The organism is Neobacillus sp. Fa239 (genome assembly GCF_055395235.1).
In genome coordinates this window covers 3,753,516-3,779,738 of sequence record NZ_AP041611.1, presented here as the reverse complement: position 1 = coordinate 3,779,738, position 26,223 = coordinate 3,753,516, and the positions used below count along the sequence as shown (strand labels likewise).

General features: G+C 39.9%; 30 protein-coding genes. 25 read left to right on the top strand and 5 right to left on the bottom strand.

The genetic code is table 11. From position 1 onward, the window contains the following. Nucleotides 1-75: 75 nt before the first annotated feature. The 4 genes from ACZ5XR_RS18495 to ACZ5XR_RS18480 are packed head-to-tail and all read left to right on the top strand — an operon-like array spanning nucleotide 76 to nucleotide 4,484. Nucleotides 76-1,263 carry an HpcH/HpaI aldolase/citrate lyase family protein gene (locus ACZ5XR_RS18495; protein WP_464497791.1) on the top strand — a complete coding sequence of 396 codons (1,188 nt, stop codon included), beginning with the start codon at nucleotides 76-78 and terminating at the stop codon, nucleotides 1,261-1,263. Then, the gene (locus ACZ5XR_RS18490) at nucleotides 1,214-2,530 is read left to right on the top strand and encodes a phosphoribosyltransferase family protein (protein WP_464497790.1); all 1,317 of its coding nucleotides are present in this window, start codon (nucleotides 1,214-1,216) and stop codon (nucleotides 2,528-2,530) included. The genes ACZ5XR_RS18495 and ACZ5XR_RS18490 overlap by 50 nt, the downstream gene beginning before the upstream one ends. Before the next feature lie 14 nt (nucleotides 2,531-2,544). Further along, nucleotides 2,545-3,666 (top strand): cysteine protease StiP family protein, encoded by a 1,122-nt coding sequence (locus ACZ5XR_RS18485; RefSeq protein WP_464497789.1) that lies wholly within the window; start codon nucleotides 2,545-2,547, stop codon nucleotides 3,664-3,666. Beyond that, the gene (locus ACZ5XR_RS18480) at nucleotides 3,663-4,484 is read left to right on the top strand and encodes an HAD family hydrolase (RefSeq protein WP_464497788.1); all 822 of its coding nucleotides are present in this window, start codon (nucleotides 3,663-3,665) and stop codon (nucleotides 4,482-4,484) included. The genes ACZ5XR_RS18485 and ACZ5XR_RS18480 overlap by 4 nt, the downstream gene beginning before the upstream one ends. Here the strand turns inward: ACZ5XR_RS18480 and ACZ5XR_RS18475 are convergent. After that, complete coding sequence (locus tag ACZ5XR_RS18475; protein ID WP_464497787.1) at nucleotides 4,458-4,697, bottom strand: hypothetical protein; 240 nt, start codon at nucleotides 4,695-4,697, stop codon at nucleotides 4,458-4,460. The genes ACZ5XR_RS18480 and ACZ5XR_RS18475 overlap by 27 nt on opposite strands. A gap of 207 nt (nucleotides 4,698-4,904) precedes the next feature. Here ACZ5XR_RS18475 and ACZ5XR_RS18470 point away from each other — a divergent pair, with 207 nt between their 5' ends. From ACZ5XR_RS18470 to ACZ5XR_RS18460, 3 genes are read left to right on the top strand one after another with little or no spacing between them, the layout of a single operon-like run. Continuing rightward, a complete protein-coding gene (locus ACZ5XR_RS18470; RefSeq protein ID WP_464497786.1) occupies nucleotides 4,905-6,542 on the top strand; it encodes a YceG family protein in 1,638 nt (545 codons plus the stop codon). 36 nt (nucleotides 6,543-6,578) lie between these two features. After that, complete coding sequence (locus tag ACZ5XR_RS18465; RefSeq protein WP_464502369.1) at nucleotides 6,579-7,649, top strand: toxic anion resistance protein; 1,071 nt, start codon at nucleotides 6,579-6,581, stop codon at nucleotides 7,647-7,649. Nucleotides 7,650-7,691: 42 nt separating this feature from the next. Then, nucleotides 7,692-8,303 carry a TerD family protein gene (locus ACZ5XR_RS18460; RefSeq protein WP_464497784.1) on the top strand — a complete coding sequence of 204 codons (612 nt, stop codon included), beginning with the start codon at nucleotides 7,692-7,694 and terminating at the stop codon, nucleotides 8,301-8,303. Here the strand turns inward: ACZ5XR_RS18460 and ACZ5XR_RS18455 are convergent. After that, nucleotides 8,300-8,458, bottom strand: coding sequence for a hypothetical protein (locus tag ACZ5XR_RS18455; RefSeq protein WP_464497783.1), 159 nt, complete (start codon nucleotides 8,456-8,458; stop codon nucleotides 8,300-8,302). The genes ACZ5XR_RS18460 and ACZ5XR_RS18455 overlap by 4 nt on opposite strands. Nucleotides 8,459-8,488: 30 nt before the next feature. On the opposite strand from ACZ5XR_RS18455, the gene ACZ5XR_RS18450 reads away from it, so the two are divergent. From ACZ5XR_RS18450 to ACZ5XR_RS18440, 3 genes are all read left to right on the top strand, one after another. After that, the gene (locus ACZ5XR_RS18450) at nucleotides 8,489-9,067 is read left to right on the top strand and encodes a TerD family protein (RefSeq protein ID WP_464497781.1); all 579 of its coding nucleotides are present in this window, start codon (nucleotides 8,489-8,491) and stop codon (nucleotides 9,065-9,067) included. Between the two features lie 182 nt (nucleotides 9,068-9,249). After that, nucleotides 9,250-10,044 (top strand): thymidylate synthase, encoded by a 795-nt coding sequence (locus ACZ5XR_RS18445; RefSeq protein ID WP_464497780.1) that lies wholly within the window; start codon nucleotides 9,250-9,252, stop codon nucleotides 10,042-10,044. After that, nucleotides 10,041-10,529 (top strand): dihydrofolate reductase, encoded by a 489-nt coding sequence (locus tag ACZ5XR_RS18440; RefSeq protein WP_464497779.1) that lies wholly within the window; start codon nucleotides 10,041-10,043, stop codon nucleotides 10,527-10,529. The genes ACZ5XR_RS18445 and ACZ5XR_RS18440 overlap by 4 nt, the downstream gene beginning before the upstream one ends. A gap of 52 nt (nucleotides 10,530-10,581) precedes the next feature. On the opposite strand, the gene ACZ5XR_RS18435 is transcribed toward ACZ5XR_RS18440, so the two are convergent. After that, nucleotides 10,582-10,815, bottom strand: a complete 234-nt coding sequence (locus tag ACZ5XR_RS18435) for a hypothetical protein (protein ID WP_464497778.1) — start codon at nucleotides 10,813-10,815, stop codon at nucleotides 10,582-10,584. A 270-nt stretch (nucleotides 10,816-11,085) separates the two neighbouring features. Between ACZ5XR_RS18435 and tatA the strand changes: the two genes are divergently transcribed. The 10 genes from tatA to ACZ5XR_RS18385 all read left to right on the top strand — a co-directional run bounded on the left by tatA (nucleotide 11,086) and on the right by ACZ5XR_RS18385 (nucleotide 18,680). After that, nucleotides 11,086-11,280 (top strand): twin-arginine translocase TatA/TatE family subunit, encoded by a 195-nt coding sequence (gene tatA, locus ACZ5XR_RS18430; protein ID WP_464497777.1) that lies wholly within the window; start codon nucleotides 11,086-11,088, stop codon nucleotides 11,278-11,280. An 80-nt stretch (nucleotides 11,281-11,360) separates the two neighbouring features. Beyond that, on the top strand, nucleotides 11,361-12,098 hold the full coding sequence (gene tatC / locus ACZ5XR_RS18425; protein ID WP_464497775.1) for a twin-arginine translocase subunit TatC: 738 nt from the start codon (nucleotides 11,361-11,363) through the stop codon (nucleotides 12,096-12,098). 976 nt (nucleotides 12,099-13,074) lie between these two features. Further along, the gene (locus tag ACZ5XR_RS18420) at nucleotides 13,075-13,638 is read left to right on the top strand and encodes a signal peptidase I (RefSeq protein ID WP_464497774.1); all 564 of its coding nucleotides are present in this window, start codon (nucleotides 13,075-13,077) and stop codon (nucleotides 13,636-13,638) included. A gap of 48 nt (nucleotides 13,639-13,686) precedes the next feature. Beyond that, nucleotides 13,687-14,379 carry a hypothetical protein gene (locus ACZ5XR_RS18415; protein WP_464497773.1) on the top strand — a complete coding sequence of 231 codons (693 nt, stop codon included), beginning with the start codon at nucleotides 13,687-13,689 and terminating at the stop codon, nucleotides 14,377-14,379. Between the two features lie 62 nt (nucleotides 14,380-14,441). Further along, nucleotides 14,442-14,966: a hypothetical protein gene (locus tag ACZ5XR_RS18410; RefSeq protein WP_464497772.1), complete on the top strand. Its 525-nt coding sequence runs from the start codon at nucleotides 14,442-14,444 to the stop codon at nucleotides 14,964-14,966. Between the two features lie 129 nt (nucleotides 14,967-15,095). Continuing rightward, on the top strand, nucleotides 15,096-15,347 hold the full coding sequence (locus tag ACZ5XR_RS18405; protein ID WP_464497771.1) for a DUF2535 family protein: 252 nt from the start codon (nucleotides 15,096-15,098) through the stop codon (nucleotides 15,345-15,347). A 122-nt stretch (nucleotides 15,348-15,469) separates the two neighbouring features. Further along, nucleotides 15,470-16,312: a DegV family protein gene (locus tag ACZ5XR_RS18400; protein ID WP_464497770.1), complete on the top strand. Its 843-nt coding sequence runs from the start codon at nucleotides 15,470-15,472 to the stop codon at nucleotides 16,310-16,312. Nucleotides 16,313-16,366: 54 nt separating this feature from the next. Further along, nucleotides 16,367-17,347 carry a DUF418 domain-containing protein gene (locus ACZ5XR_RS18395; RefSeq protein WP_464497768.1) on the top strand — a complete coding sequence of 327 codons (981 nt, stop codon included), beginning with the start codon at nucleotides 16,367-16,369 and terminating at the stop codon, nucleotides 17,345-17,347. A gap of 77 nt (nucleotides 17,348-17,424) precedes the next feature. Then, nucleotides 17,425-18,009 (top strand): SCO family protein, encoded by a 585-nt coding sequence (locus tag ACZ5XR_RS18390; protein ID WP_464502368.1) that lies wholly within the window; start codon nucleotides 17,425-17,427, stop codon nucleotides 18,007-18,009. Nucleotides 18,010-18,098: 89 nt separating this feature from the next. Then, nucleotides 18,099-18,680 carry a YpmS family protein gene (locus ACZ5XR_RS18385; RefSeq protein WP_464497767.1) on the top strand — a complete coding sequence of 194 codons (582 nt, stop codon included), beginning with the start codon at nucleotides 18,099-18,101 and terminating at the stop codon, nucleotides 18,678-18,680. 164 nt (nucleotides 18,681-18,844) lie between these two features. Here the strand turns inward: ACZ5XR_RS18385 and ACZ5XR_RS18380 are convergent, their stop codons facing one another. Continuing rightward, nucleotides 18,845-20,215: an RsmF rRNA methyltransferase first C-terminal domain-containing protein gene (locus tag ACZ5XR_RS18380; RefSeq protein ID WP_464502367.1), complete on the bottom strand. Its 1,371-nt coding sequence runs from the start codon at nucleotides 20,213-20,215 to the stop codon at nucleotides 18,845-18,847. 257 nt (nucleotides 20,216-20,472) lie between these two features. Here ACZ5XR_RS18380 and pruA point away from each other — a divergent pair, with 257 nt between their 5' ends. After that, nucleotides 20,473-22,104 carry an L-glutamate gamma-semialdehyde dehydrogenase gene (gene pruA / locus ACZ5XR_RS18375; protein WP_464497765.1) on the top strand — a complete coding sequence of 544 codons (1,632 nt, stop codon included), beginning with the start codon at nucleotides 20,473-20,475 and terminating at the stop codon, nucleotides 22,102-22,104. A gap of 67 nt (nucleotides 22,105-22,171) precedes the next feature. On the opposite strand, the gene ACZ5XR_RS18370 is transcribed toward pruA, so the two are convergent. Continuing rightward, complete coding sequence (locus ACZ5XR_RS18370; RefSeq protein ID WP_464497764.1) at nucleotides 22,172-22,924, bottom strand: DUF4397 domain-containing protein; 753 nt, start codon at nucleotides 22,922-22,924, stop codon at nucleotides 22,172-22,174. 197 nt (nucleotides 22,925-23,121) lie between these two features. On the opposite strand from ACZ5XR_RS18370, the gene msrA reads away from it, so the two are divergent. From msrA to ACZ5XR_RS18350, 4 genes are all read left to right on the top strand, one after another. Further along, nucleotides 23,122-23,610, top strand: a complete 489-nt coding sequence (gene msrA / locus ACZ5XR_RS18365) for a peptide-methionine (S)-S-oxide reductase MsrA (RefSeq protein ID WP_464502366.1) — start codon at nucleotides 23,122-23,124, stop codon at nucleotides 23,608-23,610. Continuing rightward, nucleotides 23,603-24,028, top strand: coding sequence for a peptide-methionine (R)-S-oxide reductase MsrB (msrB, locus tag ACZ5XR_RS18360; protein ID WP_464497763.1), 426 nt, complete (start codon nucleotides 23,603-23,605; stop codon nucleotides 24,026-24,028). The genes msrA and msrB overlap by 8 nt, the downstream gene beginning before the upstream one ends. Before the next feature lie 427 nt (nucleotides 24,029-24,455). After that, nucleotides 24,456-24,629 carry a YjcZ family sporulation protein gene (locus tag ACZ5XR_RS18355; RefSeq protein WP_464497762.1) on the top strand — a complete coding sequence of 58 codons (174 nt, stop codon included), beginning with the start codon at nucleotides 24,456-24,458 and terminating at the stop codon, nucleotides 24,627-24,629. A 244-nt stretch (nucleotides 24,630-24,873) separates the two neighbouring features. Continuing rightward, nucleotides 24,874-26,214 (top strand): aspartate aminotransferase family protein, encoded by a 1,341-nt coding sequence (locus ACZ5XR_RS18350; RefSeq protein WP_464497761.1) that lies wholly within the window; start codon nucleotides 24,874-24,876, stop codon nucleotides 26,212-26,214. The last annotated feature ends 9 nt before the right edge of the window (nucleotides 26,215-26,223 follow it).

The following is a 26,223-nucleotide window of genomic DNA, read 5'->3' as shown; positions in this document are numbered from 1 at the left end:
AAGCAGAAAATATGGTTTGGGGAGCTGGCGAAAGTCCGTTTCCCTTCTTTTTTATCTCAAAAAGGAGTAAGAATAATGAAATTTTTCTCAAATTTTTATGATGATGAAATGGAACACTTTTTTGCTAAAGTACCACAGTATTTTAATAAACAATCTGATCAAAAGCTACTGTCCTATGCGCTTGGGGCAACTCTCTATATGCCGGCGACACGGCCCCATATTCATCTGGACATCCTGTCATTAAAGCGTGAAGGATTAACATCGCTTGTGATTGATTTAGAGGATGCGGTCGGGGACCGGGAAGTGGAAAGGGCTGAATCAAGACTCATCGAGGAAATCTTTAAGTTATCCAGGGAGATGGATCATCATTTCTTAAGTGATAATGATTTGCCGCTTATGTTCATCCGAATTCGCAGTCTTGAGCAATTTAAATCCCTGAATGAGCAGCTTGGCGATGCGATTCGGTTATTAACCGGCGTTGTCTTACCAAAGTTCGCAGCGGAGTCAGGTTTGGAGCTGCTACAGGAAGTCCGGCAGATACATACGAATGAGCACCCCTTTTATGCGATGCCCATTCTCGAAACACCAAGGGTTATTCATAAAGAAACGAGAATGGAAGAATTGTTAAAGATTAAAGAAGTCGTCGATCAATTTCGTGACAATATCCTCAATATCCGCATTGGGGCAACGGATTTTAGTGGGCTATACGGGATCCGCAGAAGCGTTGATACAACTGTGTATGATATTGCCGTCATAAGGGATTGTATCGCCGATATTATCAATGTTTTTCAAAGACAGGACTGTTCGTATGTCATTTCCGGGCCAGTCTGGGAATATTTTTCTGCAAGGAATAGGATTTTGAAGCCTCAGTTAAGGAAAACTCCTTTCCTCGAACGGTATGGTCCTGAGGGTAAAAAATGGAGGGCTGAATTACTGGACCAACATTTGGATGGTCTTTTCCGCGAGGTCATGATGGACATTGCCAATGGTTTGACCGGAAAAACAATCATTCATCCTTCCCATATTAATGTGGTGCAGGCGATGAATGCGGTAAGCTTCGAAGAATATTCAGATGCCAGCAGGATTTTAGAGGCAGCCAAAGGTGAAAATGGTGTCATGAAAAGTGAATTCGCCAATAAAATGAATGAAATAAAGCCTCATTCGTTTTGGGCCGAAAAAATCCTATTAAAATCACAGCTTTACGGGGTGCTTCATGCAAAAATTACAAACATCGACCTTATTAAAAAAGAAGTATACGTTTAAGATTCTTGACGCAATTGAAACACAAATTGATATTACAAAGAATCCATTTCATTTATCGATTGAGGATTTATTTACAATGGCAGCAAGGATCAACAAAAAACGTTCCTTCTTATTTGTGAGCAAAGTCCTTGGAAAGCATATACCCATCAATCCCCATAAAGGGTTGCTCACGTCTGCACTTTTAGCCATGCAATACGCGGAAACGGTCAAAGGAATAACCTGTCAGGAAAAAGAAAGACTACTGTCTTCTTTTGAAAAGAATCAACCGTTCAGAAATACGGCTTTTATTCCACCAAGCGTTCACCCGCTGATCTTCGGCTTTGCCGAAACGGCAACGGCTCTGGGTCATGCGTTTTTTGATTGTTTTACGTCTGCTGATTATTTTCATACAACGAGGGAAGTAATTTCCAGCAGAAGGCCGGAAATCACCTTCGAGGAAGAGCATTCCCATGCCACATCCCATCGCTTGTATATCCCGAAGGAACTGATTCAAAACAATCGTGAAATCATTCTGGTGGATGATGAAATGACGACCGGTAAATCAGCTTTAAATATGATCCAATCCATCCATGAACAATTTCCGAGACAAGTTTATACGGTGGTGTCGATTTTAGATTGGCGCTCTAAAGAGAATATCCAAAAGTTTAATGCCCTTGAGGAAAAGCTGGGCATTACCATTCATGCTGTCAGCTTAATTTCGGGTGATGTCAAGGTCAAGCAGATTCATGAAATAACAGAAAAACTAGCAAAAAATGAAATGAACAAAATAGGAAAACCTTTAATTGAAATGGTGCAGCTTTCTTCCTTTTTTTCAAATTCAGACTTTCCTTTTATACAAGAAACCGGTCGTTTTGGCATTAATAGTGGGACTCAGTCAGCCTTTCAGCAAAAAATATCCGCTGCAGCCGCCTTTCTCCGCGAAAAAAGGTCAGGTAAAAAAACACTTTGTCTTGGAACAGGGGAATTTATGTACATTCCGATGCGGCTTGCCGCGGAACTGGGGGAAGATGTCTCCTATCAATCTACGACAAGGAGCCCAATCCATATTGTAAATGGAGAAGGGTACGGCGCTCGTTACGGAATCATATTTCCAAATCCTGAAGAACCTGAAGTCACCCATTTTGTCTATAATATCCCTCCAGGATTTTATGATGAAATGATTATCTTTTTTGAACGAAAGGTAGAGCCGGAATATCTTACCCCATTACTGATGGAATTTGAGAAATTACAGCTCCAATCCATTAAGCTCGTCTTTTTTTCAGAATAATAGAGGTGAAAGCAATGGAAAAATTGATCAATCAACCAGCAAAAATCGGCTCCTATCATATGGATGATGTGCTTTTTTTGCTGAAGGATTTAGGTGGAATCAAGCTTGAGGATACTGCCGCGAATCGCGAATACGGCATCCAGTCCGGCGAGCATTATAGTGAATCGCTTCCGATTGAATATCAGCCGACTAAAGCGTATGTTGATTTATTTTGGCAGACCCTATCAGACTATAAGCAGAAGGTGGCTTTCTGTGTCGGGATTGTTGCCGAACAAATTTATGCCTTAAAAGGAAATCAAACTGTTTTAGTATCGCTGGCACGGGCCGGAACACCGGTTGGTGTCTTAATAAAAAGATACATAAAATGGCGTTACGGCGTTTCACTGCCCCATTACAGCATTTCGATTATTCGTGACAGAGGAATAGATGTGAATGCCATTCAATATATTCTCGGCGAACATCCTAAAGGAAGAATTCAATTTGTCGATGGCTGGACAGGGAAAGGGGCCATTTCGATAGAATTAACAAAGGCCTGTAGAGATTTCCAGAAAAACGGCGGAATTCAATTGGACGATACGCTTGCGGTCCTTGCTGATCCCGGCCATTGCAGCACCCTTTTTGGAACGAGAGAGGACTTTTTAATTCCCAGTGCCTGCTTAAATTCGACTGTTTCCGGTCTCGTCAGCAGGACAGTGTTGAATGATAAATATATTGGCAAAGAAGATTTCCACGGGGCCAAATTTTATCAGGATTTGCTGCCAATGGACGTTTCGAACCAGTACATTGACATCATTGCCGGAGAATTTGCGAACATCTCGATGCATGCCGCAAAGATGGCGGAACAAAGAAGAACGGAAAAGAGTGATGCTCACTTTTTAGGTATGAAAGATGTTTTGAGGATTCAAGAGGAATTTGCCATCATGAGTACACACTACATAAAACCCGGTGTTGGGGAGACAACCAGGGTATTACTGCGAAGGGTTCCGTGGAAGATCCTCATGCGTGATAAAAAAAGTCCATATGTGAAGCATATTCTCATGCTGGCAGAGGAGAAGGGTGTCGAAGTCATCCCCTATCCAAACCTGAATTACGCCTGCTGCGGGCTGATCAAGTCGGTGAAGGAGCCGTTGAAATGATCATTGCATCCGACCTGGACCGCACCCTGTTTTACTCGATAAGGGCGATTGAGGAACTTGGCCTGCCCAAAGGGACCAAATTAAAACCAGTTGAAATAAAGGATGATCACTGGGCTGCTTTTGTAACGGAAGCAGCCTATTCATCCTTACAAGAGCTTAGTCGGCAATGTCTATTCGTACCCGTAACCACTAGGACAACAGAACAATTTAAGCGTTTTTTCATTTTTGAAAAGGAAATTCCATTAACCTATGCCATTACGGCAAATGGCGCCAATATTTTATATAAAGGGAAATTCATAGCTGAATGGCGGGAACAGATTAAAACCTCTATTAAACTGGAAACCGTTCCGTTTGACGAACTGCTCCCGATCCTGCTAAGGGAAGGCTTACATGTTGAAGGACAACGGAAATCGGCAGAAAATCTGTTTTTCTATTACATTTTAAACGCTTTTCCTTCTGATAGGGAGCAAACCGCGATCAGGGAGACCGCCGCGAAATATGGTTGGAGTATTTCCTTGCAGGGGAGAAAACTCTACTTCATTCCGAAGGCTATTAGCAAAGGGAAAGCCCTTGATTATATTTGCCAGAGGGAAGGATTAGCGGCAATGGCAGGTGCTGGAGACTCCGTTCTGGACTGGGATTTTCTCCAAAAATGTCAATACCGATTTGTCCCAAATCACGGGGAGCTCGCTAGGAAAAAGATGACAGCCGAAATGAATTTATCAAAAAATAAGGGAGTTCTTGCTGGAGAAGAAATCGTACAGCAAATGCTGAATCTTTTATCTAAACCATTATTTAAACCATCTTTTAAAAATTAAAAAATAGAGACTAGTAAACAATAAAAAACTGCCTGCAAAAAAGAGAATGGATATTGTCACGGAATGCAACAGGGATGATAAAAGAACCGTGAAAATGAGGCATAACCAAAATAAATCCATGACAATCAGCTGGTCTGAACACATGACTTCCATCACGGTATCTAATTCTTCACGAACATGTTCCATCTTCGGTCGTTTTATTAGAAATCTCAATTGAGCCACCTTCTTACTGTGAGTACTCAATCATATGTAAGGACATGGAAAATGGTGAAAGATGAAGAGGATACCGAATGGGAAACTTTTTTTGACTGCAAATATAATTACAAATGAACGATTTTCGGAACTGTGATATGATGGTAGAGAAACCTTACATAATTTTCTATACGAATTACTTTCGCTTTTAGAGGAAGGGATTATGAAATGTACCCATCATATAACCATTTGCACGTCCATCAAGTATCCCTTTCATATGAAAATTGGCTGGGTCTACTGAAAACATCTTTAAAGGAGCGGCCGGAATTTTCATTGGAAAATGGTATCCTTCACATTGGGCAGGTGCTTGGGAAATTCCTCGGAGTACCGATAGACATTGACGAATATTATAATGATCTATTTGATTATGTGAATTCCACAGAGACGAATTTACATTTATTAAGCGAGGATTCCCTAAATAAAACGATCAATAATAATCACTTTCAATCGATTCAAAAAGTAATCAATATTCATCATGAACAAAAGCTGTCGATTAACCGTTTCACAGCATTTCTTGATGGTGAGCAGCTATTGCTGAAATCGGCGGTTCCGGCTCTTCATCGAAAAATTAGAGAAGCGATGATTGCTGCACTTGAACACTTTGCCAAACAGGAAGCCGGTGGCTTAGCGAATCAAGAATTAAGACGTGTTCTGGTCGACCTCGTCAAATGGTCATTTAACCATTTACAGCCGCTGTTGGAAAAAGCGGACCCGGAAAAGGAAATGCCCAAGTTTTTATGGTATGGAGATGTTAAAAAGAGCCACCAATACTTTTTATTTTATTTAATCAAGCTTGGTTGTGATATTGTTCTTTTTCATCCTGAAGGGAAGGATGTACTGGCCGGTATGAGTCGGGAGGACATATTCACCCACCGCTTCCAAGGCGTGCAGGAACCCGAGCCGTTTCCAAAAGAAAAAAGAAATCGGAAAACAACGGTTGCATACAGGGCATCACGAGAAATTGAAACCATCCTGAACCACGAAGGCTCAGGCCTTTATAAACCATGGCAGCTACGGGATTACACGCCTTCAGCCATGACGTTGAAAACAACGTATGATGAGTTATTTATCCTATGCAAGGAACCGGCAATGATTCGGCCGGATTTTGAGGTTGGAAATGGACAGGTGAAAATCCCGGCTATTTTTGCCAAGATCCACGGTGTCAGCAAGAATCGAAAAGAGTATTGGGAGCGCATGCAGGCATTGTCCGAATTGGAGAACTGTCAGCTTCTTCGCCAGCTGCCCTTTACGATCCCAAGCACAAGTAATTTTCAATTTCATTACCGAAATGCCCTTGGCCGTGATGGGCTGTTAAGCGTTGAAAAAATGATGCAATCCCACTATTGGCCCTATTCTTTCTTACCAACGGGTTTGCAAAAAGGGATTGCCAATGCTGTGAGAAGGGTTTGTGAAAAACCTTATTTAAAGCCCTTACCTGGTGAAAGTGAAGAAGAAGTAAAAATATTTCTATTCAGCCAGGCCATGTTCATGCCGAAAAGCCTTATTCAACTGTTGGAGAAATTTGATTACTCTCAGCAGATTCCGAAAATCATTATTTACAATAATGAATTAACAGGAATGCTTTCGAGGTCCGATGCAGCAGTCCTCTTGCTGTTGAATTATTTCGGAATTGATATCATCATCTATAATCCGCCGGGCCACAATGATGTCGAAAATTATCTGGATTCCAGTCTTTTTGATACACATTGGCTTGATGAGGTCGTATTTGAATTAGAATATAAAGAGCCGTCCATTCTGAAAAAAGTTCTTTTTCAAGGAATCTTAAAAAATTTAAGGGGAGATTAAAGAGTGAATCTACCGAATAATCCATCACAATCCTTAATGGCCGATGATACAAATGATACTCTGACAGAAACAAAAATATCGGATGTAAAGCTGGCGTTGCGCAAAGAAACGGAAGTACAGAATTTGGCACGGTCGATAGATGAGCGGGACCAGATTCAGATTTTGGAGTTCGGGAAAGAACCTGCCGTGCAAATTTCCCGATTTTCGGATCAAATTTTAGGCAATATGCGAACAACAAAGGTTGAAGATTCCGGCGAACTGTTAAAGCATCTTGGCCGAATCATGGATAAGTTTGATGCGAAAGACTTTCAAAAGACATCTCCCGGATTTTTCGGGAAGCTCTTCCAAAAGGGCGAAAAAATGGTTGAAAAATTATTTGGAAAATACCAGACGATGGGCCAGGAAATTGATAAGGTCTATGTCGAGATTTCCAAATACCAGCGTGAGATGGTGGATGCCACCAATATGCTCGAGCAAATGTATGAGCAGAATTATCAATACTATTTGACCTTAGAAAAATACATTGTCGCCGGTGAACTGAAGGCGGAGGATTTAAAAAACAATCAGCTGCCACAACTGGAATCGCGCGCCGCGGCTGGTGACCAGCTTGCCAATATGCAGCTTGATTCATTGAAAAATGCCATCGAGCTTTTAGAACAGCGCATATATGACTTAGAAATGGCGAAAATGGTATCATTGCAGACAGCACCGCAAATTCGTTTATTACAGCGGGGGAATACGAAGCTGATCGGGAAAATCAATTCAGCCTTCGTCACTACCATCCCAATCTTTAAAAATGGTTTAATTCAGGCAGTCGCCGCGAAACGGCAAAAACTAGTGGCCGATTCCATGAGCGAGCTTGATCGCCGGACCAATGAAATGCTCTTGAAAAATGCCCAAAACATTTCCCAGCAGAGCACGGAAATTGCAAGGCTAGCCGGTGGACCAAGCATCAAAATCGAAACCATTGAAGAATCCTGGAATATCATCATAAAAGGCATGCAGGAAACAAAAGACATCGAAGAAGAAAACAAACGCCTCCGCGCAGAAGGAACAAAACGCTTAGAACAGCTGCAGGAAAACTTCAAAAAGATGAAACAGCAATAATAAATTGCTTAAAATATTAACTAATCTAATGAGGTGATTGAATTGGCTATTAATTTACAAAAAGGGCAACGAGTCGATTTAACGAAAACCAATCCCGGATTATCAAAAATTATGGTCGGCTTAGGATGGGACCCGGCTGGGAGCACTGGCGGCGGTTTCTTAGGTTCCTTATTTGGCGGTGGCGGATCTTCTGCAAACGTCGATTGTGACGCGTCTGTCATTATGCTTGGGGCAAACGACAAGCTGCAAAACAATAATGATGTAGTCTATTTCGGAAACTTAAAAAGCAGGGACGGCAGCGTCCAGCATTCCGGTGACAACTTAACGGGTGACGGCGACGGCGATGATGAACAAATCCTCGTCGATTTAAGCAAAGTTCCAGCCACCATTCAAAAGCTCGTGTTTATCGTGAATATTTATGACGCCGTAAAAAGAAAACAACATTTCGGCATGATCAAAAACGCCTTCATTCGGATCGTCAATCCAAACAGCAATCAGGAATTGCTGCACTACAGCTTGACCGACAATTACAGCGGTAACACATGCCTAGTTGCCGGCGAAATTTATCGCCACGGCACCGAATGGAAATTTGCCGCCGTTGGCAATGGCACAAACGCTGGAAGCCTAGGGGAAGTTGTGCGTACTTATAACTAATTAGTGGTTTTAACTGTCGGATGAGCGGCTCCAACTGTCGGATGAACGGGTCCAACTGTCGGATAAGCGGCTCCAACTGTCGGATGAACGGGTCCAACTGTCGGATGAGCGGCTCCAACTGTCGGATAAGCCACTCCAATTGGAGAATAGCTCAATTTATAACTATGTGATGATGAGGTGTTATCATGGGAATCAATTTAGCAAAAGGACAACGAATTGATTTAACAAAGACCAATCCAGGTTTAACAAAAGCCATTGTCGGATTAGGCTGGGATACAAACCGCTACAGTGGCGGGCATGATTTTGACCTTGATGCATCGGCCTTTTTGGCTGATGCAAACGGCAAGGTCGTCGAGGATTTAGACTTTGTATTTTATAATAATTTAATTCATCCATCTGGTTGTGTCGAGCATACAGGGGATAACCGCACCGGTGAAGGCGATGGTGATGATGAACAAATTAAGATTGACTTCAGCAAGGTTCCAGCGCATATCCACCGCATTGCGATTACCGTTACCATTCACGATGCTGAAGCGAGAAATCAAAACTTCGGACAAGTTTCCAATGCATTCGTTCGTGTTCTAAATGAAGAAACAGATCAGGAAATCCTTAGATTTGACCTCGGCGAGGATTTCTCTGTCGAAACAGCAGTTGTGATCTGCGAGCTCTACCGCCATAACGGCGAGTGGAAATTTAATGCCGTTGGCAGCGGCTTTGCTGGTGGACTAGCTGCCCTTTGCCGTAACTTTGGCTTGGAAGTTTAAGATCAATATAGGATGTCCCATAAAGGTACGACCTCGATAAAAACTCAATATACAGCGATATTTTCTGAAAGTTTAGCTATATATTGTGTTTGGGGGTCAAAATCTTTGCCCTGGGACATCTTTTTTTCTTTTCATCCGATTTTGATAATGATAAAATAAATGTCATGATTGGAGTGACGAATTTGAAGCAATATATAGAACTTTGCAAGCATGTCCTAGATAACGGTACAGTAAAGGGAGACCGGACAGGCACGGGAACTATCAGTACATTTGGCTATCAAATGAGATTTAATCTAGAAGAGGGCTTTCCTCTATTAACTACCAAGAAGCTTCATTTAAAATCGATTATCCATGAACTGCTCTGGTTTTTAAAGGGTGATACAAACATTCAATACCTGCAGGACAACGGTGTCAGGATCTGGAACGAATGGGCCGATGAAAATGGGGAGTTGGGTCCGGTTTATGGACATCAATGGCGCTCCTGGACAGGGGCCGACGGAAAAACGGTCGATCAAATTAGTGAATTAATTGATCAAATCAAAACCAACCCTAATTCAAGAAGACTGTTAGTCAATGCGTGGAATGTGGCAGAGATTGATCAAATGGCACTGCCTCCATGTCATTGCATGTTTCAATTTTATGTGGCGGAAGGAAAGCTATCCTGCCAGCTTTACCAGCGCTCAGCCGATGTGTTTTTAGGCGTACCGTTCAACATCGCATCTTATGCATTGCTTACATACATGATTGCCCAAGTATGCGATCTAGCACCAGGAGAGTTTATCCATACATTTGGCGATGTTCATATTTATCAAAATCATTTGGAGCAGATTAACATGCAAATGGAACGGGAACCGCGCCCGCTGCCGCAATTAAGAATCAATCCTACGGTAAAAGATATCTTTTCATTTAAGTATGAGGATTTTTCATTAGAAGGCTATGATCCACATCCACATATTAAAGGAGTGGTCAGTGTATGATATCCTTTCTCGTTGCGATGGATGACAAAAGAGTCATAGGCAGAGAAAATCAATTGCCTTGGCATTTACCCGAGGATTTAAAATACTTTAAAAGAGTCACCATGGGACACCCGATTGCAATGGGCCGTAAAACCCACGAGTCCATAGGCAGGGTCCTACCTGGCAGGGAAAATATCGTCATCACCCGTCAGCCGCATTATCAAACAGATGGCTGTACAGTGTTTACCTCAATAGAAGATTTTGTGGGTGATTGCCGCAGTCGCGATGAAGAAATCTTTGTCATCGGTGGAGCTGAGATCTTTAAGGAAACCTTCCCGTTTGCCGACCGTTTATATATCACCGAAATTCATGAGGAATTTGCGGGAGATACGTATTTTCCTGAATTCAATCTTTCAGAATGGGAGCTTATTTCCTCTCAAAAAGGATTGAAAAATGAAAAAAATCCTTACGACTATGAATTTAAGATTTATGACCGGAAAAAATAATCATGAAAAAAGAGGTTGACCCTGATGGGACAACCTCATGAGTTCATAATCGTTATGTTCCTTGCACCTCATATTCTGTTAATTTCGCAATCATACCTCTAAACTCATCTGGATGACAGAATTCCTCCTCATGAAAATGTGTTTTAATCCATTTAATCAATTCCAATGGACTGTTAAAATATTCCCCGCTCCGATCGCTTTTACGTATGGTATACCGGCCGTTGTCATCATCGATTGTGACCTCCACAGGAAGGGCACTGTCTAAGCTGCAAAGAAAAAATTCCAACTTGTTCACATCCATTTCATTTAGATTAAAATTTTAAATAATATATGTGATTTTGATACAAATTATATGTAAAAGTTTATAATTATTTTCAAAATATTATAAAAATTATGTGAGTACCAAACAAGATTGACTTCATTAGTTGATATTGGTAAATTGACTATAGAGATTTAGTGATTAAAAGTATGTTTGTAGTTGTTTTTACCATTATTTCAATCATATTTTTGAATGTTTTTGAAAAACCATTTACCACATTGAAGGGGATGTCATTCCATGTTATCAAACATCGGAGTACCTGGGTTAATTCTGATTTTAATTTTGGCACTTATTATTTTCGGACCGAAAAAACTTCCTGAAGTCGGTAAAGCCTTTGGACAAACGTTAAGAGAATTTAAAAAATCCACCCGTGAGCTGACGGAAGATGTGATGCCGGATTTGGATGAAGATAAGAAAAAATTGACTAAATAAGGTGTAAGAGATTCTGTCTTACACCTTTTTCTTCATTTACCTATTAACATTTTGAATATGTAAATTGGCAGGGGAATTTAATGGAAGAAACTGAATTACAATTAGTGGATCATTTAGCAGAGCTGCGGAAGCGTATTATTATTACCGCATTGGCGTTTATTGTCTTTTTTATCCTGGGATTTATTTCTGTAGAAGATATCTATAAATGGTTTGTTCGTGACCTCCATGTAAAATTAATGGTATTGGGTCCAAGTGATATTATTAAAATTTACTTTATGCTTGCAGCGGTCGTAGCCATTGCCGGAACAATTCCCGTTCTCGCCATGCAAATCTGGCTGTTCGTGAAACCGGGATTAACAGCAATCGAAAGAAAAGTAACCCTTTCGTATATCCCGGCACTATTTTTCTTATTCATATTGGGCCTATCCTTCGGTTATTTTATCATCTTTCCGATTGTCTTTAAGTTCCTCGTAAGCATTGGCGGCGACATGTTTGTAACCAATTTTACCGTTGACCGCTATTTCAGCTTTATTATGAATATGACGATTCCCTTTGGAGTACTGTTCGAGATTCCAGTTGTGGTTATGTTCTTAACGTCGCTCGGAATCATCAATCCGTTTGTTCTGGCCAAGATTCGTAAATATGCCTACTTTATCTTGGTCATTATCGCAGTCGTAATCACTCCGCCTGACTTTATGTCAGACTTTGTTGTTACCTTACCGCTCTTGCTTCTATATGAAATCAGCATTAATTTATCAAAGATGGTTTACCGGAAAAAATTAAAAAAGCGGCAGGAAGAGGGATTAGTGGAAGTTTAAAATAAAGGGTCAGACCCTTTATTTTTTTTGCCTCAAAAAACAACCCATATTCTATTGCCTCACTAATTTATCAACAACTTCCCCTTCGTTTAATCGTATTCCCGTCCATATCATATCCGTTCTCCTTAGAATAAAAATCCTACAGTAAATATTTAATATATAGAACGAAAAATTCTTTTTAAAATACAAAATAATGGGGAAATAGGAGGAAATTCAAGAAATAAAACAAAAAACTTACTTAATTAAGAAAATTTGACTATTTATTAAATTTTTTAAGTAAGTTATTTTATACTATAATCAACTTATTGGTTCTTTAAAGAGAACAAAAAGAAGATCCTAAAAAATTTTCTGTTTTAAAGAAAAAGTTTTTAGGACACAATTAACAGAATTAATATTTATAGGAGCAATTCAATGTATAAAAAACTTTGCCCTAAATGTAACCAGCCATCCTTCAGCAGTTTTGAAACCAGTAAATGGAAATGCCCTTCCTGTCATAATGATCTTACCTATCTTAAGTTTAATGATGCGGAACACCGAAAAAATAAACCAAAATTTTTATTAATTAAAATGGATCCTCAAATCCCTACTTACAATTGATAAAACCAGGCCACTATAAAAGTGGCCTGGTTTTATATTTTAATATTTTAAAACTTAAAAATGTTTATTTTGATATCAAAAAGACCTGATGGAATTTCACATTAGGGTCTTTTCTTTTTATGGGGAAAACAATCACTATTATTACAGTGCTAATAAGGAAATTATTTCGGAATAATAATATAAGAAAAACAAAGAAAGCGAAAGAAAACGAACAAAAAGTGTACTTTATATAATCTAAATGGCTAAATATGGCATTTTTAGTGTTCTTTATTAAGTAATATACTAAACTTAAAGTTCGCTTAAAAGAACAATATGAATCTTGAATAACGCAAGCAATTTTCAGTTATTAATTTATTATTCAACGGGGATGTGTTTTTTTTTGAAAAAGTTATTAAGAACCTTTTGGGTAATGTTGTTGCTTTTCATATCAGTTTCACTAGTCAGTGTCGCCATCTGCTTTTTTCATGCTAAGGGAGATATCGAAAAGTTCCCCAGTCTTTTTGGCTATAAACCGCTAACGATTCTATCAAACTCTATGAAGCCTACCTTCAGCGCAGGGGATGTAGTGTTGATAAATGTAAACAAGCCAGCCCATGTCAATGATGTGGTTACATATAAGGGCGCTAATGGAATTTTAGTTACACATAGAATCGTAACGAAGCTCGCGAAAGAGGAGGAGACCTTATTTCAAACAAAGGGTGATAACAACAATATTTCCGATGACGAATTAGTACCAGCAACATCGATTGTTGGGGTTCAGAGGTTCGTTATACCAAACGTCGGGTATCTCGCTAAATTTATTTCACGACCGATTGGATTTTTCATCTTTGTTGAAATACCGATTATGACACTAATAATTCTAGAAATTTTTAAAAGGTTGGGGTTAATAGGACAAGCAGCAAATAAAAGAAGAAAAAGGAGTGAAAGGAGTATGCAAACCTAGAATCTAAATTTGTCATCCTATCAAACTATAAAAGGGAGAGGAAATGGAATGAAAAAGGTAAAGAAAATCTTAATTGGAACAGCTTTATCAGGAATATTGGCAGCCAGTGCCGGAATCGGGACATATTCCTGGTATACGGCTCAAAAAGAAGCCGCCGGACAGATCGTGAATGGAACATTTTCTTTAGGTGATATGGGGCAGCTTTTTCAGCATGAAAAGTTTGCACCATCACAATTACTGATGAGGGACTGGAACAGCATTAATAACACCGGTGACTTGGACCAGCTATTAAGAGTCACCTATACACATTCAGTTGACAATAATGCTGTAAATGTTAAGAAATACAAGGTTGGCTATATAGCAGTGAAATCTAAATTAAAACCAGATGGAACTTATAAGGAAGTGACGAAAGCCAAATTAAATGCACTTCTAAATGGTACGACGAACATGGTAACGGCTGCTTCAGATAATGGTTATACTACTGCCGGAGCAATTTTAACAAGTAGTGCAGATCCAAATGCCATTGTAACCAGCAAGACCATTACCTTGGGGGACGGTTCGAAGTTTTGGAGTTTAAAACCGGGTGAGCATATTGATATCATTTTTGGTGTGAAGCTTAGTGAAAATGCCGGTAACGAATATCAAGGTGTAAAATACGATGCAAACTTCAAAGTTGAAGCAAAACAAACGGATAATGGTTCACAGTATCAAGCTGATTTAGGTGCTGTTAATAACCAGTAACAGGATGAATTTAAAGACAGCTGTGTGTTTCCATACAGCTGTCTTTTTAATAAGGAGGACATATGGAATCGAGGAAATGGACATTTCGGAATAAACGTCATAAGGCCATTATAAGAGTAACAGTTTTATTTAGTTTAATACTAATTTACTTAGGTACTTGTCTTTTACTTCAATCACTTCCATCAACATACGCTTGGTTTAATGCCAGTTCCAGCAGCAGTGGACAGATCACCAATGCCACAACTTCTGATTTAATCAAGGTCATACCCGCAAGTTCTGTTTTTACACAGGATGAAAATGTCAAATTTGGTATAGAAATTAAGAATATTTCCGGCACGGAGATCCCATTAATGGTTGAGGTCTTCTTAAATAATGAAGTTTGGGATACTTCCTCTACCAATCTCAAAGCAAAAAGGACTTACTCAACGCTGGAAAAAATATCTATCAATCAATTAGAAAATAAAAATATTAAATATAGAATCGTCGGGTTTAAGGGCTATATTGACGTGACTTATCCATTAATGTTTGATCAGGAGAAACTAACAATGATGAACAAGAAAAATGAATCATCAACTGATTCCTATTAAGGTGGATTCGATGGATAAGGTAAAATAAATTTTCACAAAATTTTTTTTGGGTACACGCATAAATAGACACATTTCGAGTCGGAGGAGGTGTATAATATAATCAAACGGGTGAAAAAGAGGATTGATATTTTGTTATTCAAAAGCCTAGAGTTCAAAAATAATGTTGGACAGAAGGTTAAAGTCATTGATATTCCTGTATTGGAGGAAGATAGCACTTATAAATTTTTGATCCAAGTCCGTTTGCAGACGTTTATTACGTCAATCTATCGGGAGCAGAGCTTTAAGAAATGCTACTCCTTTAAAGATTATTTGAAAAAGGTTATGAAATGGCCAGATTATGAACAACTATTTAAAGTTGGGGAACTAAAGAATAATGCTTAATTAGATTGAGCGCCGTCCAGCGGTGCTCTTTTATTTTGAACAAAATTGTTCATAAGGATTTTGTTTATTTCAATAGGTACAACCTGTATAATACATAGCAGTAATGTTAGGGAAGTGGATGAATGAGCAAAATAAAGATTGTCACGGATTCAACAATGGACATGCCTCAGGAAATGGTTGAAAACCTTGAGATTGAGGTCGTGCCATTATCGGTAACGATAGATGAGAAAACCTATTTAGACCGAGTGGATTTAGATCCAGTTGAATTTATTAACATCATGGGTCAAACGAATGAGCTGCCAAAAAGCTCGCAACCTTCTACAGGTACCTTTCTTGAAGTGTATGACCGTTTAGGGGCGTCGGGATATGAGGTACTCTCGATTCATATGACAGGGAAATTGAGTGGTACTGTTCGTTCGGCAGAAAGTGCAGCCAATATGACCAATACAAAAGTGACAGTGGTAGATTCAAAGGTTATTTCAAAGGCCATGGCTTTTCAAGTAAAAGAAGCAGCTATAATGGCTAAGCAAGGGAAAAGCATGGAGGAGATTATTTCTCGTCTTGAAACAGTACATAACCATACAAAGCTGTATATAATGGTCGATACTTTAGAGAACCTGGTTAAAGGCGGCAGGATCGGAAAAGGAAAAGCCTTTATTGGTTCCTTGTTAAATATCAAACCGATTGCTTCCCTAGAAGGTGGGGAGTATACACCTATTGCAAAGGTTCGAAGCTATTCACAGGTGGTTAAGTTTTTTACGAAGCAATTTGCGGAAGATGTTGCGGGTAAAACAATCCGTGGAGTCGGAATAGCCCACGCCGGGGCATTTGACCTTGCTTTGAAAATTAAAGAGAGTATATCAGACTTAACCGGCTCGCTGGATATTGAAATTGATCATACAGGCCCTACCGTTAGCACCCATGCGGGTCCAGGGGCACTCGCTTTGATGTATTATTTTGATTAGGGTCAGTCCCCCGTCGCTTTAAAGCGACGGGGGACTGACCCCCTAGAGGTATATATGAAGCCAACTGAAGTCTCCTATCGAATTGAATTACTTGATTATTTGCGTGGATTTGCTTTACTTGGGATTATCCTGGTGAATGTCCTTCCGTTGCTTTCTGCAAAGCTCCCAGTTCCGCACTCATTCGATGCTGGGTATCAGCGGTTTTTATTTTTATTTGTGGAGGGTCGTTTTTATTCGATCTTTTCTTTTTTGTTCGGTGTTGGATTTTATTTGTTTATCACAAGGGCGTTCGAGAAAGGGAATAATGGCTATGTTCTCTATTTGCGAAGGATTATTGTCTTATTTATCTTTGGGTTTATTCATTTAATCTTTCATCCAGGGGAAGCCTTAACGGTTTATGCCTGCGGAGGATTAATTATTTTACCATTTTATAAGGTAAAAAAAGAGTTGAACCTATTGATTGGAATTACATTGTTAATATTAATGGCTATTTTATCCTTAAAAGTTTTAATGGCACTTCCCTTGATGTTAATCGGGCTTGCCGCCGGCCAGTATCGGTTTTTCGAAGGGATGAAGCAAAAGCTTAAAAAGGTGGCTATTTTTACAGGAATCTTGTTTTTCTTTAGTATAGTTGTCCTTATCTACCAGTATAAAAGTGCTCCTTCTGCACCATTTGCTATCTATCAAGATAATCGATTTCTAAAAATCGGACTCATGGCCGGGCCGATTGTCTCGGCGTTTTATGGAGGACTCTTTATATTAGCTTTGCAGGTTCCGATCATTCATACATTCTTTTCGCCTGTTAAAGCCTATGGACGCATGGCTCTGACCAACTACGTTTCCCAAACAGCCCTTCTATTATTGGCTGGAAAAGTATTTGACTTTTCCAATCAGATTACCTATTTGCACACGCTTTTCTTATGTATCATGATTTTATTTATCCAACTAATCTTTAGCGTCATCTGGCTCCGCTTCTTTCGTTTCGGTCCGCTTGAATGGCTTTGGAGACTACTAACCTATATGGAAATGCCATAAAATCCAATTACTTTCTTATAATTCAAGTCTTTGATAAACTAATCACGGAAACAATATGAAATTATATGGGTGATATGATGAGAATACGCGCTGGTGTTGTTTTTGCATTAATTTGTATTTTGCTATTATCAGCATGTGGAAAAACAGAGATCCAAAATGGTGTCAATTGGCCGATTAAAAATTTTTCGGCAACCACTCAGGATAATAAACCATTTGGATTGAAAGATTTGAAAGGAAAGGTTTGGATTTCCGATTTCATTTTTACAAGCTGCGCAGATATTTGTCCGCCAATGACGGCCAATATGACAAAGCTTCAGAAAATGGTGAAGGACAAGGGCTTAAAAAATGTAGAATTTGTTTCGTATAGTGTAGATCCAACCGTGGATACGCCAGCGAAATTAACGAAATTCGCCAATCAATACCAGATTGACTTCAAAAATTGGACATTCTTAACAGGTTATTCGCAATCATTTATCGAAAATTTTGCCTTGAAAAATTACAAAGCCCTTGTGAAAAAGCCGGAAACGGGCAATCAAGTGATTCACGGCATTTCTATTTATCTAGTGGACCAGGAAGGTCACGTTAGGAAATCCTATGACGGTTATCAAAAAGTTCCATACAATGAAATTATCAATGATATAAAAGCATTGCAAGGAGGATGACGAAATGTCATCCCTTTTTTTTAGGATAATTTTCCTCACAATGAATAAGATAAAATGGATTGAGCAATCTTTGAGGAGAATATACCTGAATGAAAAAAAACAAATGGAAAATAAGCTTTCTGATTTTATTGGGGATAGACGTGTTAATTGTAATTTTGCTATTATCGTTAATCTTGACTCCGTCTAGTGATACCCAAAAAAACTTCATCAACGAGCCAAATGTTAAAAATGTTTCCTTTCGCGTGAAGTCAAACAAACAAGATTTAAATAAATTAATTAATCATTATATGATGAAATATACAGCTGGGTCTTCAATGGATTACCGAATAAAGCTAGGAAATGATGTAGAGTTATACGGAGCAATACCTGTTTTTAGTGAACAATTGAATATGAAAATGACGTTCATTCCCCAAGCGCTTAGCAACGGGGATCTGATATTAAAACAAAAATCTATCTCGGTTGGGAGCTTACAGTTGCCCGCCTCCTATGTACTAGAATTTATAAGAGATAATTACTATCTCCCAAACGGAATTGACATAATGCCCAATAATCAGTTGGTATATATTCATATGCAGCAATTGAAATTGAAAAGTGGAATGAAAATCAAAGTTGATAAATTTAATTTAAAACAAAATGATATTGAGTTTCGGATTTTGGTCCCAGTAACATAATTGGTTTTATGAATTCATTCAGAGACAAAACCCAATGGGTAAAAGAAGATCGTCTGTAATGATCGTTTAGAGAAAAAAACCACAGCGGTAAAAGGAAAGCGTCAGCATTAACTGTTCAAATAAAAAAGAGCCCAAGCGATTCAACAACGCTTGGGCTCCGGCACTTAAGCCAATATCCTCAAACCTTTTGGGTAAAAATTCTTCAGCACACCTTTCGCTTCCTTTCCCCAGCCAAGCGGAAATCCATCAATCGTTACAAGTCCCCAGCCATTGTCTTGACCCGTAGAAAGCGTTTCTCCCTTTAAATAATGAAACCATTCATCGTTCTCCGTTGATAATGGAAAAATGGTGGATGCCTCATTAGGCTTCAAATAGAGTGCTAAGGCATGATTCGGTTCAAAACGGTTTTTCTTCAATTCGCCAAGATGCAGACCGGCCCGCATAATCTTCAACCCTTGAAAATTCGGGCAGCCATCTGGTAGTGAATAAAGCTGCTGATTAAATAAATAAAAATTTCGGAAGGATTTCCCTGTAATGGCCTCGTCAGCAAACACAAGGAAATCCTTTAGTTGTCCTTTCCCGGCATTAGAAGCCATTTCTTTAACCTCAGCAGAGCTAGTAGCCGCCGTTTTTCGCAGCTTAGCAACAAAATGACCTTCCCCTTTCAAATAGTGCGGCCATAATCGTGCCGTTTTCTCAAGCTCCATTGTTTTATTAATCGACCATTCCGGCCTTCCATTTTGAATTCCTTCCGTTTTGGGCAGGGGTAGTAATTCTAAATCAGGATAACTTTCCAAAAATGCTTCAATGGTTTGTTCGTTTTCCTGAGGGGAAAACGTGCAAGTGGAATAAACCAAGGTGCCGCCTTCTTTAAGCATGTGATACGCAGAAGCTAAAATATCCTTTTGCTGCCTGGCACAGGCACGAACATGGTCTTCACTCCAAAAAGCGATCGCTTCCTCATCCTTGCGAAACATCCCCTCACCAGAGCAAGGGGCATCGACCAGAATTTTATCAAAATAACCTTCAAATCTTTCAGCAAGTCTTGCCGGTGTTTCATTCGTGACAAGGGTATTGGCGATCCCAAGCCTTTCAATATTTTCCGATAATGCTTTCGCTCGTTTTGGATGAATTTCGTTCGCAACAAGCAAACCGGATTGCTGCATCATTCCGGCTAGCTGCGTGGTTTTCCCTCCAGGTGCCGCACATAAATCGAGTACCTTTTCGCCCGGTTTGGGTGCTAATTGTTCAGCTACGAACATGGCGCTCGGCTCCTGAATGTAATATAAACCGGCTGCGTGATAGGGATGCTTTCCGGGCTGATCTTTTTCTGGTTCATAATAAAAACCATGTTCCACAAAAGGAATCTTCTCTAACGTAAAGGGGGAAATGGACAGCCAATGGTCATCCGTAATTTTAAGGGGATTGAGTCTTAAACCGCTCATTTTCTTGTCTTCATAGGTATGAAAAAACTCTGTGGATTCATCTTGTAATAACGTTTCAAATTTATGAATAAATGTGGATGGCAGCTGCAACATGATGCTCCTCTCTGTATTAAACCTACCATGATTTCTATAGCCTTTATATTATAAATTAGTGTAAAACAAAACACTACATACTAAACAAGAAATCCTTTTAAAAGGTCATTTAAAGAGGTAACAGCCCTCAGCATAAGCCTTGCAGTGTTTTTTTCGATGAAAGAAACATAGATTTGTAAATCCCTAGTATTCTATGTCGAAATACGTTATAATAGCTGATGGAAATAGATTAAAAACAGGGAGGAACATCAAGGATGAGTAACGGAATTTTCAAAATCCCGACACCTAAGAATGAACCAGGCAATACGTATGCTCCAGGCACAAAAGAACGGGAAACATTAAAAGAAGAATTAAAACGCCAATCTGATATCGTTGTCGATATCCCTGTAATTATTAACGGAGAAAACATTAAAACAGATACAGTAAAGCAAGTGGTGATGCCGCATGATCATCAGCATGTGTTAGCAAACTATTCTCAAGCTGGAGAAAAAGAGTTGCGTGATGCTGTAGAAGCGGCAATGGCTGCAAAAGATTCATGGGAAAATACGCCATGGGAACACCGTGCAGCGATTTTCTTAAAAGCTGCTGATTTAATTTCTGGCCCATACCGTGCCGTAATCAATGCTGCTACAATGTTAGGTCAGTCCAAAACTGCTATTCAAGCTGAAATTGATTCTGCACAAGAATTAGCAGATTTCTTACGTTTTGGCGTTGATTATGCGAATCAAATTTATCAAATTCAACCAGATAGCATGAAGAATGTTTGGAATCGTTTAGATTACCGTGCATTAGATGGTTTTGTATTGGCCATTTCTCCATTTAACTTCACAGCAATTGGTGGGAACCTACCGTCAGCTCCTGCGATGATGGGGAATGTAGTTGTTTGGAAACCGGCAACAACTTCAATTCTAGCAAACTACTACTTTATGCGTATTTTAGAAGAAGCAGGATTACCAAAAGGCGTAATCAACTTTGTACCTTCTCGTGGTTCACAAGTTTCTGAAGTAGTATTAACTGACTCTCGTATGGCTGGATTCCACTTTACTGGATCAACAAGCACGTTCCAAACCATTTGGAAAACAGTAGGGGAAAACATTGCAAGCTATAAATCATATCCTCGTTTAGTTGGGGAAACAGGTGGTAAAGACTTTGTATTTGCTCACGAAAGTGCTCAAGCAGACAAAGTAGTAGCGAACCTTGTTCGTGGTGCATTTGAATACCAAGGTCAAAAATGTTCAGCAGCTTCTCGCGCTTACATTCCAGCTAGCATGTGGGAAGAAGTAAAAGCTGGTTTATTGGAAGAGACAGCGAAGCTTAAAGTAGGGGATGTCCGCGACTTTACAAACTTCATGGGTGCGGTTATTGATAAACCTGCTTTTGAATCAATTACAAGCTATATCGATTATGCTGCAGCTTCTGAAGAAGCAGAAATAATTGCTGGTGGTACTTATGATGATTCTGTTGGATATTTCGTTCAACCTACAATCATCGTGACATCTAATCCAAACTTCAAAACAATGGTAGAAGAAATCTTTGGACCAGTATTAACTATCTATGTATACGAAAATGAAAAGTTAGAAGAAACATTGGATGCTGCAGATACAGCGTCTATGTATGCTTTAACTGGTGCAATATTTGCTCAGGATCGTCAAGCAATTGTTTACTTGGAACGCCGCTTATCTGGCGCTGCCGGAAACCTGTATATCAATGATAAACCAACTGGTGCGATGATTAATCAACAGCCATTTGGCGGTTCTCGTGGTTCTGGTACAAACGATAAAGCAGGTTCTGTATTTAACATGATTCGTTGGACAAGTCCTCGTGTTATCAAAGAAAATTTTGCTCCAACTACAGAAATTGCTTATCCATTTATGGATGCAGAATAATTAAAAATGTAAAAAGCGCCTATATGGCGCTTTTTTGTTTTTAATTCTATCTCGTGTAGAGCTAATTTTAATCCTGAATCATTATCGTCTGCAGTGCAGGCTCTCCGTGTAACATGCCGACAAAGAAAATAGAATAGGTAACATTTGGCTTAAAATGAACCTTTGGCATTGGGAGAATCACATGTTTAGTGCCGCCTTCGCGTGCTTCGAGGTCCACTGTCATTGGGGATAGCGGTAAATATTCGGTTGCCTGCTTGTAAGCGACTTTTGGAAAAATAACATCTCGGTCCTTTACAGCAATATCGATTGCGGAAGTATTAGGTGAAAGGTGAATGAAGCGAACCTTTGATTCATTTGTTGGAACATCAGGTTGGTTCTGGTAAATGAGGAGGCGCATTTTTTTCACGGAATCGATAATCGCCCATGTGTAGGATTTGCCATGTTCAACTGTTACCGTTTTATTTAATACACTATCAACCATATTGCCTGCTGGATAGATATCAATATGGTATTTCCCTTGTTGTAATGTAAGGACATTACTTACGTGTTTAAATGGCAGATCCCGGATCATTCGTTTTCCGTTAATATAAATATCAACATTTGGTGCATCAGGAGAGGTGTGAATGATTTTTATTTTTGCCGTTTCATGGACCCGCTCACCATAAAATTGCATCGAATTTACTGCTTTGTTCATGTATTTAAGGTGTTTTAAATAATAATGCATGTGGAGGTTGGGATTCGAATATTTAAAAAAAAGCGCAAGTAAATCATACATCGCAGCCTTATGCAAGTAATCCGAATGTGTTCTTTTCTCGGACATACGATTCGCTCCTATCGAATAGTTTACAAGTTAATTTATTCATTAGGTATTAGGTAGGTGTCTAACTTCAGATTCCTAAGATTTTAATTTTAAGGGAACATTCGGTATACTGGTTTTCAATAGGAAATTTATTTAGGGGTGAGATAGTGGAGAATACATATGAATTAGCAACCTTTGCAGGAGGATGTTTTTGGTGCATGGTGAAGCCATTCGATCAACAGCCTGGTATTAAAAGCGTTATTTCCGGTTACACAGGAGGACACGTGGAAAACCCTACCTACCAACAGGTTTGTTCAGATACCACGGGGCATTATGAGGCTGTGCAGATTACATTTGATCCCACCATATTTCCTTATGAAAAGCTGCTCGAGCTGTATTGGCAGCAAATTGATCCGACGGACCAGGGAGGACAGTTTTACGATCGCGGGCAATCATACCAAACGGCCATTTTTTATCATGGCGAAAACCAAAAAAAATTGGCAGAGGAATCAAAGCAGAAATTGCAGGAAAGCGGCCGGTTTTCAAAACCGATTGTGACGCCGATTTTACCGGCTAAGCCATTTTATCCTGCTGAAGAGTATCATCAGCACTATTATAAGAAGAACCGTGCTCATTACGAATCCTATCATGTAGGTTCAGGTCGGGCCGGATTTATTCAAAGTCATTGGGGGGAGAAAAGTGAGTAAGAAGGATTTATCAAAATTAACACCGCTTCAATATGAGGTTACCCAAAATAATGCGACGGAACCTCCTTTTAAAAATGAATACTGGAACGAGACGCGCGAAGGTATTTATGTGGATCTTGTTTCGGGAAAGCCGTTGTTTAGTTCCCTGGATAAATTTGATGCCGGCTGTGGCTGGCCGAGCTTTACCAAACCGATTCAGGACGAGGAGGTCGTCGAAAAAGAGGACTACAGTCATTTTATGATTCGGACCGAGGTGCGGAGCAAAACGGCTGATTCTCATCTTGGCCACGTCTTTCCCGACGGACCGGGTCCAAACGGCCTGCGTTACTGTATAAACTCAGCATCCATCCGATTTATTCCAAAGGAAAAGCTCGAGGAAGAAGGGTACGGCGAATTAACTGGGTTATTTAAAAAATAAAGTGTTTTAGTTAAGGACACTTTTCATAAAAACAGGATCAGTTTTGTCCGTAAGAGGCCTTCTTACGGACATTTTTGTTAAAATCAAGAAAAGTTTTGTCCGTAAGAGCCCCTCTTACGGACATTTTAGATGAATCAAGATTTGTTTTTGTCCGTCAGAGCCTTTTTAACGGACATTTTGGAAAAAATCGAGAAACGTTTTGTCCATAAGCGCCCTGCTAACGGACAGTTTAGAAAAAGTCAAGAAAAGTTTTGTCCGTAACCCCCCTCCATCCCGATATCCTTATTAATTCCAATCACGCCAAGCCTCATTTAGGCATCAGCGGAAATATTACAAAAAATCTGGGCATATACACAGACGGGTCAAGGACCCATATCATATTGTAACAGTGGTAAGCATTAATTTTTTTCGAGGAGTGTATGTGAATATGTATGGATATGGATATGATGGCGGTTGCGGCGGTTATGTCTCTCCTTATAGTGGATTTGGCTGCGGGTATCCTGTTGGTGGATTCGGATGCGGATTCGGATACGGTGGATTTGCGATCATTGTTGTCTTGTTTATCTTATTGATTATCATCGGAGCGAGCTGGCGTTTTTAAAAGTAAAGTGGCTGACTTCAATGCAGGAGTCAGCCTTCCGATTTATTACAGTGGACAAGCCAAAAATATTTTCCCATTTTCAAAGGTTTTGAAGAAGATTCAGCGAAATTAAAAGATAATGCCCCAAGTTTCCACACAAAATCATCTCAAACCCCTTAATAATAAACTCTCACATATCGTTAAAAAACCATTCATACAATTTACTATAAGCCTGACTTAATTTAATAGGGGAAGTGGTGCCAAAGTGGAGAGTTCTTTTCTCATAAAACCATTGCTTGATGAAATATACCCTGTCATTGATTATGGCAAAGGGGTCTACTTATATGATATGGAAGGTAAAAAATATTTCGATGCTTCCTCCGGTGCGGTTACCGCAAATATTGGACATGGCGTGACGGAAATTGTCGAGGCCATGAAGGAGCAGGCCGAAAAAGTCTCGTTTGTGTATCGTTCTCAATTCACCAGTGATGCAGCGGAAAAACTGGCCGCCAAAATATCCGAGATGACACCAGGAGATCTCAATTGGAGCTTTTTTGTGAACAGCGGCTCTGAGGCGACTGAAACGGCAATGAAGATGGCGATTCAGTATTGGCAGGAAAAAGGCATCCAAACGAAAACAAAGGTGCTGTCAAGATGGGTTAGTTATCATGGTATCACACTTGGGGCGCTGTCCATGTCCGGGCATACGGCAAGAAGAGCCCGGTTTGTTCCACTTTTAGAAGACTTCCCAGTAATAAATCCGCCGTATTGTTATCGGTGCCCTTACAACTTAGAATCATCTTCCTGCGGACATCTTTGCGCACAAGAATTGGAAACGGCCATTAATCGTATCGGTGCCGAAAAGATTGCGGCATTTATCGCTGAACCGGTTATCGGGGCGGCAGGAGGAGCGATTGCCCCGCCGAAGGATTATTATAAAGTCTTGAAAAAAATCTGTGAAGATCACGACATCCTTTTTATTGCCGATGAAGTAATGACCGGATTTGGAAGAACGGGTACCATGCTGGCCTGTGAACAATGGGGCATAACACCCGATATTGTCGCATTAGGGAAAGGAATGGGTGCGGGTTATGCACCGATTGCTGCCGCATTGGCAAGTGAAAAGGTGATGGAGCCAATCCTGGCAGGTTCGAAATCTGTTATGAGCGGCCATACATTAAGTGCCAATCCACAATCCTGTGCCGTGTCCTTAGCCGTGCTCGAATATCTGGAAAAAAACGAGATTATTAAAGACGTTGAATGTAAGAGTGTTTATTTAAAAAACCAGCTTGAAAAATTAAAGGGGCAATTTTCATTTATCGGAGAGGTGCGCGGCAAGGGATTATTGCTGGGGATCGAATTCGTTCAAGACCTTGCGACAAAGACCCCGTTTCCAAGAGCAACGCAGATTACCCAAAAGGTGATTTCGATTGGGAAGGAAAACGGGCTGCTTCTTTATCCTGCTGGGGCGGGACTGGATGGGGTGAATGGTGACGCGATTATTATTTCACCTCCGTTAACGATCACAAAACGGGAAATTGAAGAGCTCGCCTCCCTCTTAAAAGTAACGTTTGAAGCATTATCGCAGCAATTAGGAGAACGATGATTCCGGAGG

What these genes read in the sequence shown, in the direction of transcription:
- ACZ5XR_RS18495 (WP_464497791.1), top strand. Translation starts at nt 76, where the DNA reads ATGAAATTTTTCTCAAATTTTTATGATGATGAAATGGAACACTTTTTT.
- ACZ5XR_RS18490 (WP_464497790.1), top strand. Translation starts at nt 1,214, where the DNA reads ATGCAAAAATTACAAACATCGACCTTATTAAAAAAGAAGTATACGTTT.
- ACZ5XR_RS18485 (WP_464497789.1), top strand. Translation starts at nt 2,545, where the DNA reads ATGGAAAAATTGATCAATCAACCAGCAAAAATCGGCTCCTATCATATG.
- ACZ5XR_RS18480 (WP_464497788.1), top strand. Translation starts at nt 3,663, where the DNA reads ATGATCATTGCATCCGACCTGGACCGCACCCTGTTTTACTCGATAAGG.
- ACZ5XR_RS18470 (WP_464497786.1), top strand. Translation starts at nt 4,905, where the DNA reads ATGTACCCATCATATAACCATTTGCACGTCCATCAAGTATCCCTTTCA.
- ACZ5XR_RS18465 (WP_464502369.1), top strand. Translation starts at nt 6,579, where the DNA reads ATGGCCGATGATACAAATGATACTCTGACAGAAACAAAAATATCGGAT.
- ACZ5XR_RS18450 (WP_464497781.1), top strand. Translation starts at nt 8,489, where the DNA reads ATGGGAATCAATTTAGCAAAAGGACAACGAATTGATTTAACAAAGACC.
- ACZ5XR_RS18440 (WP_464497779.1), top strand. Translation starts at nt 10,041, where the DNA reads ATGATATCCTTTCTCGTTGCGATGGATGACAAAAGAGTCATAGGCAGA.
- tatA (WP_464497777.1), top strand. Translation starts at nt 11,086, where the DNA reads ATGTTATCAAACATCGGAGTACCTGGGTTAATTCTGATTTTAATTTTG.
- tatC (WP_464497775.1), top strand. Translation starts at nt 11,361, where the DNA reads ATGGAAGAAACTGAATTACAATTAGTGGATCATTTAGCAGAGCTGCGG.
- ACZ5XR_RS18415 (WP_464497773.1), top strand. Translation starts at nt 13,687, where the DNA reads ATGAAAAAGGTAAAGAAAATCTTAATTGGAACAGCTTTATCAGGAATA.
- ACZ5XR_RS18410 (WP_464497772.1), top strand. Translation starts at nt 14,442, where the DNA reads ATGGAATCGAGGAAATGGACATTTCGGAATAAACGTCATAAGGCCATT.
- ACZ5XR_RS18400 (WP_464497770.1), top strand. Translation starts at nt 15,470, where the DNA reads ATGAGCAAAATAAAGATTGTCACGGATTCAACAATGGACATGCCTCAG.
- ACZ5XR_RS18395 (WP_464497768.1), top strand. Translation starts at nt 16,367, where the DNA reads ATGAAGCCAACTGAAGTCTCCTATCGAATTGAATTACTTGATTATTTG.
- ACZ5XR_RS18390 (WP_464502368.1), top strand. Translation starts at nt 17,425, where the DNA reads ATGAGAATACGCGCTGGTGTTGTTTTTGCATTAATTTGTATTTTGCTA.
- ACZ5XR_RS18385 (WP_464497767.1), top strand. Translation starts at nt 18,099, where the DNA reads ATGAAAAAAAACAAATGGAAAATAAGCTTTCTGATTTTATTGGGGATA.
- pruA (WP_464497765.1), top strand. Translation starts at nt 20,473, where the DNA reads ATGAGTAACGGAATTTTCAAAATCCCGACACCTAAGAATGAACCAGGC.
- ACZ5XR_RS18370 (WP_464497764.1), bottom strand. Translation starts at nt 22,924, where the DNA reads ATGTCCGAGAAAAGAACACATTCGGATTACTTGCATAAGGCTGCGATG.
- msrA (WP_464502366.1), top strand. Translation starts at nt 23,122, where the DNA reads ATGGTGAAGCCATTCGATCAACAGCCTGGTATTAAAAGCGTTATTTCC.
- ACZ5XR_RS18355 (WP_464497762.1), top strand. Translation starts at nt 24,456, where the DNA reads ATGTATGGATATGGATATGATGGCGGTTGCGGCGGTTATGTCTCTCCT.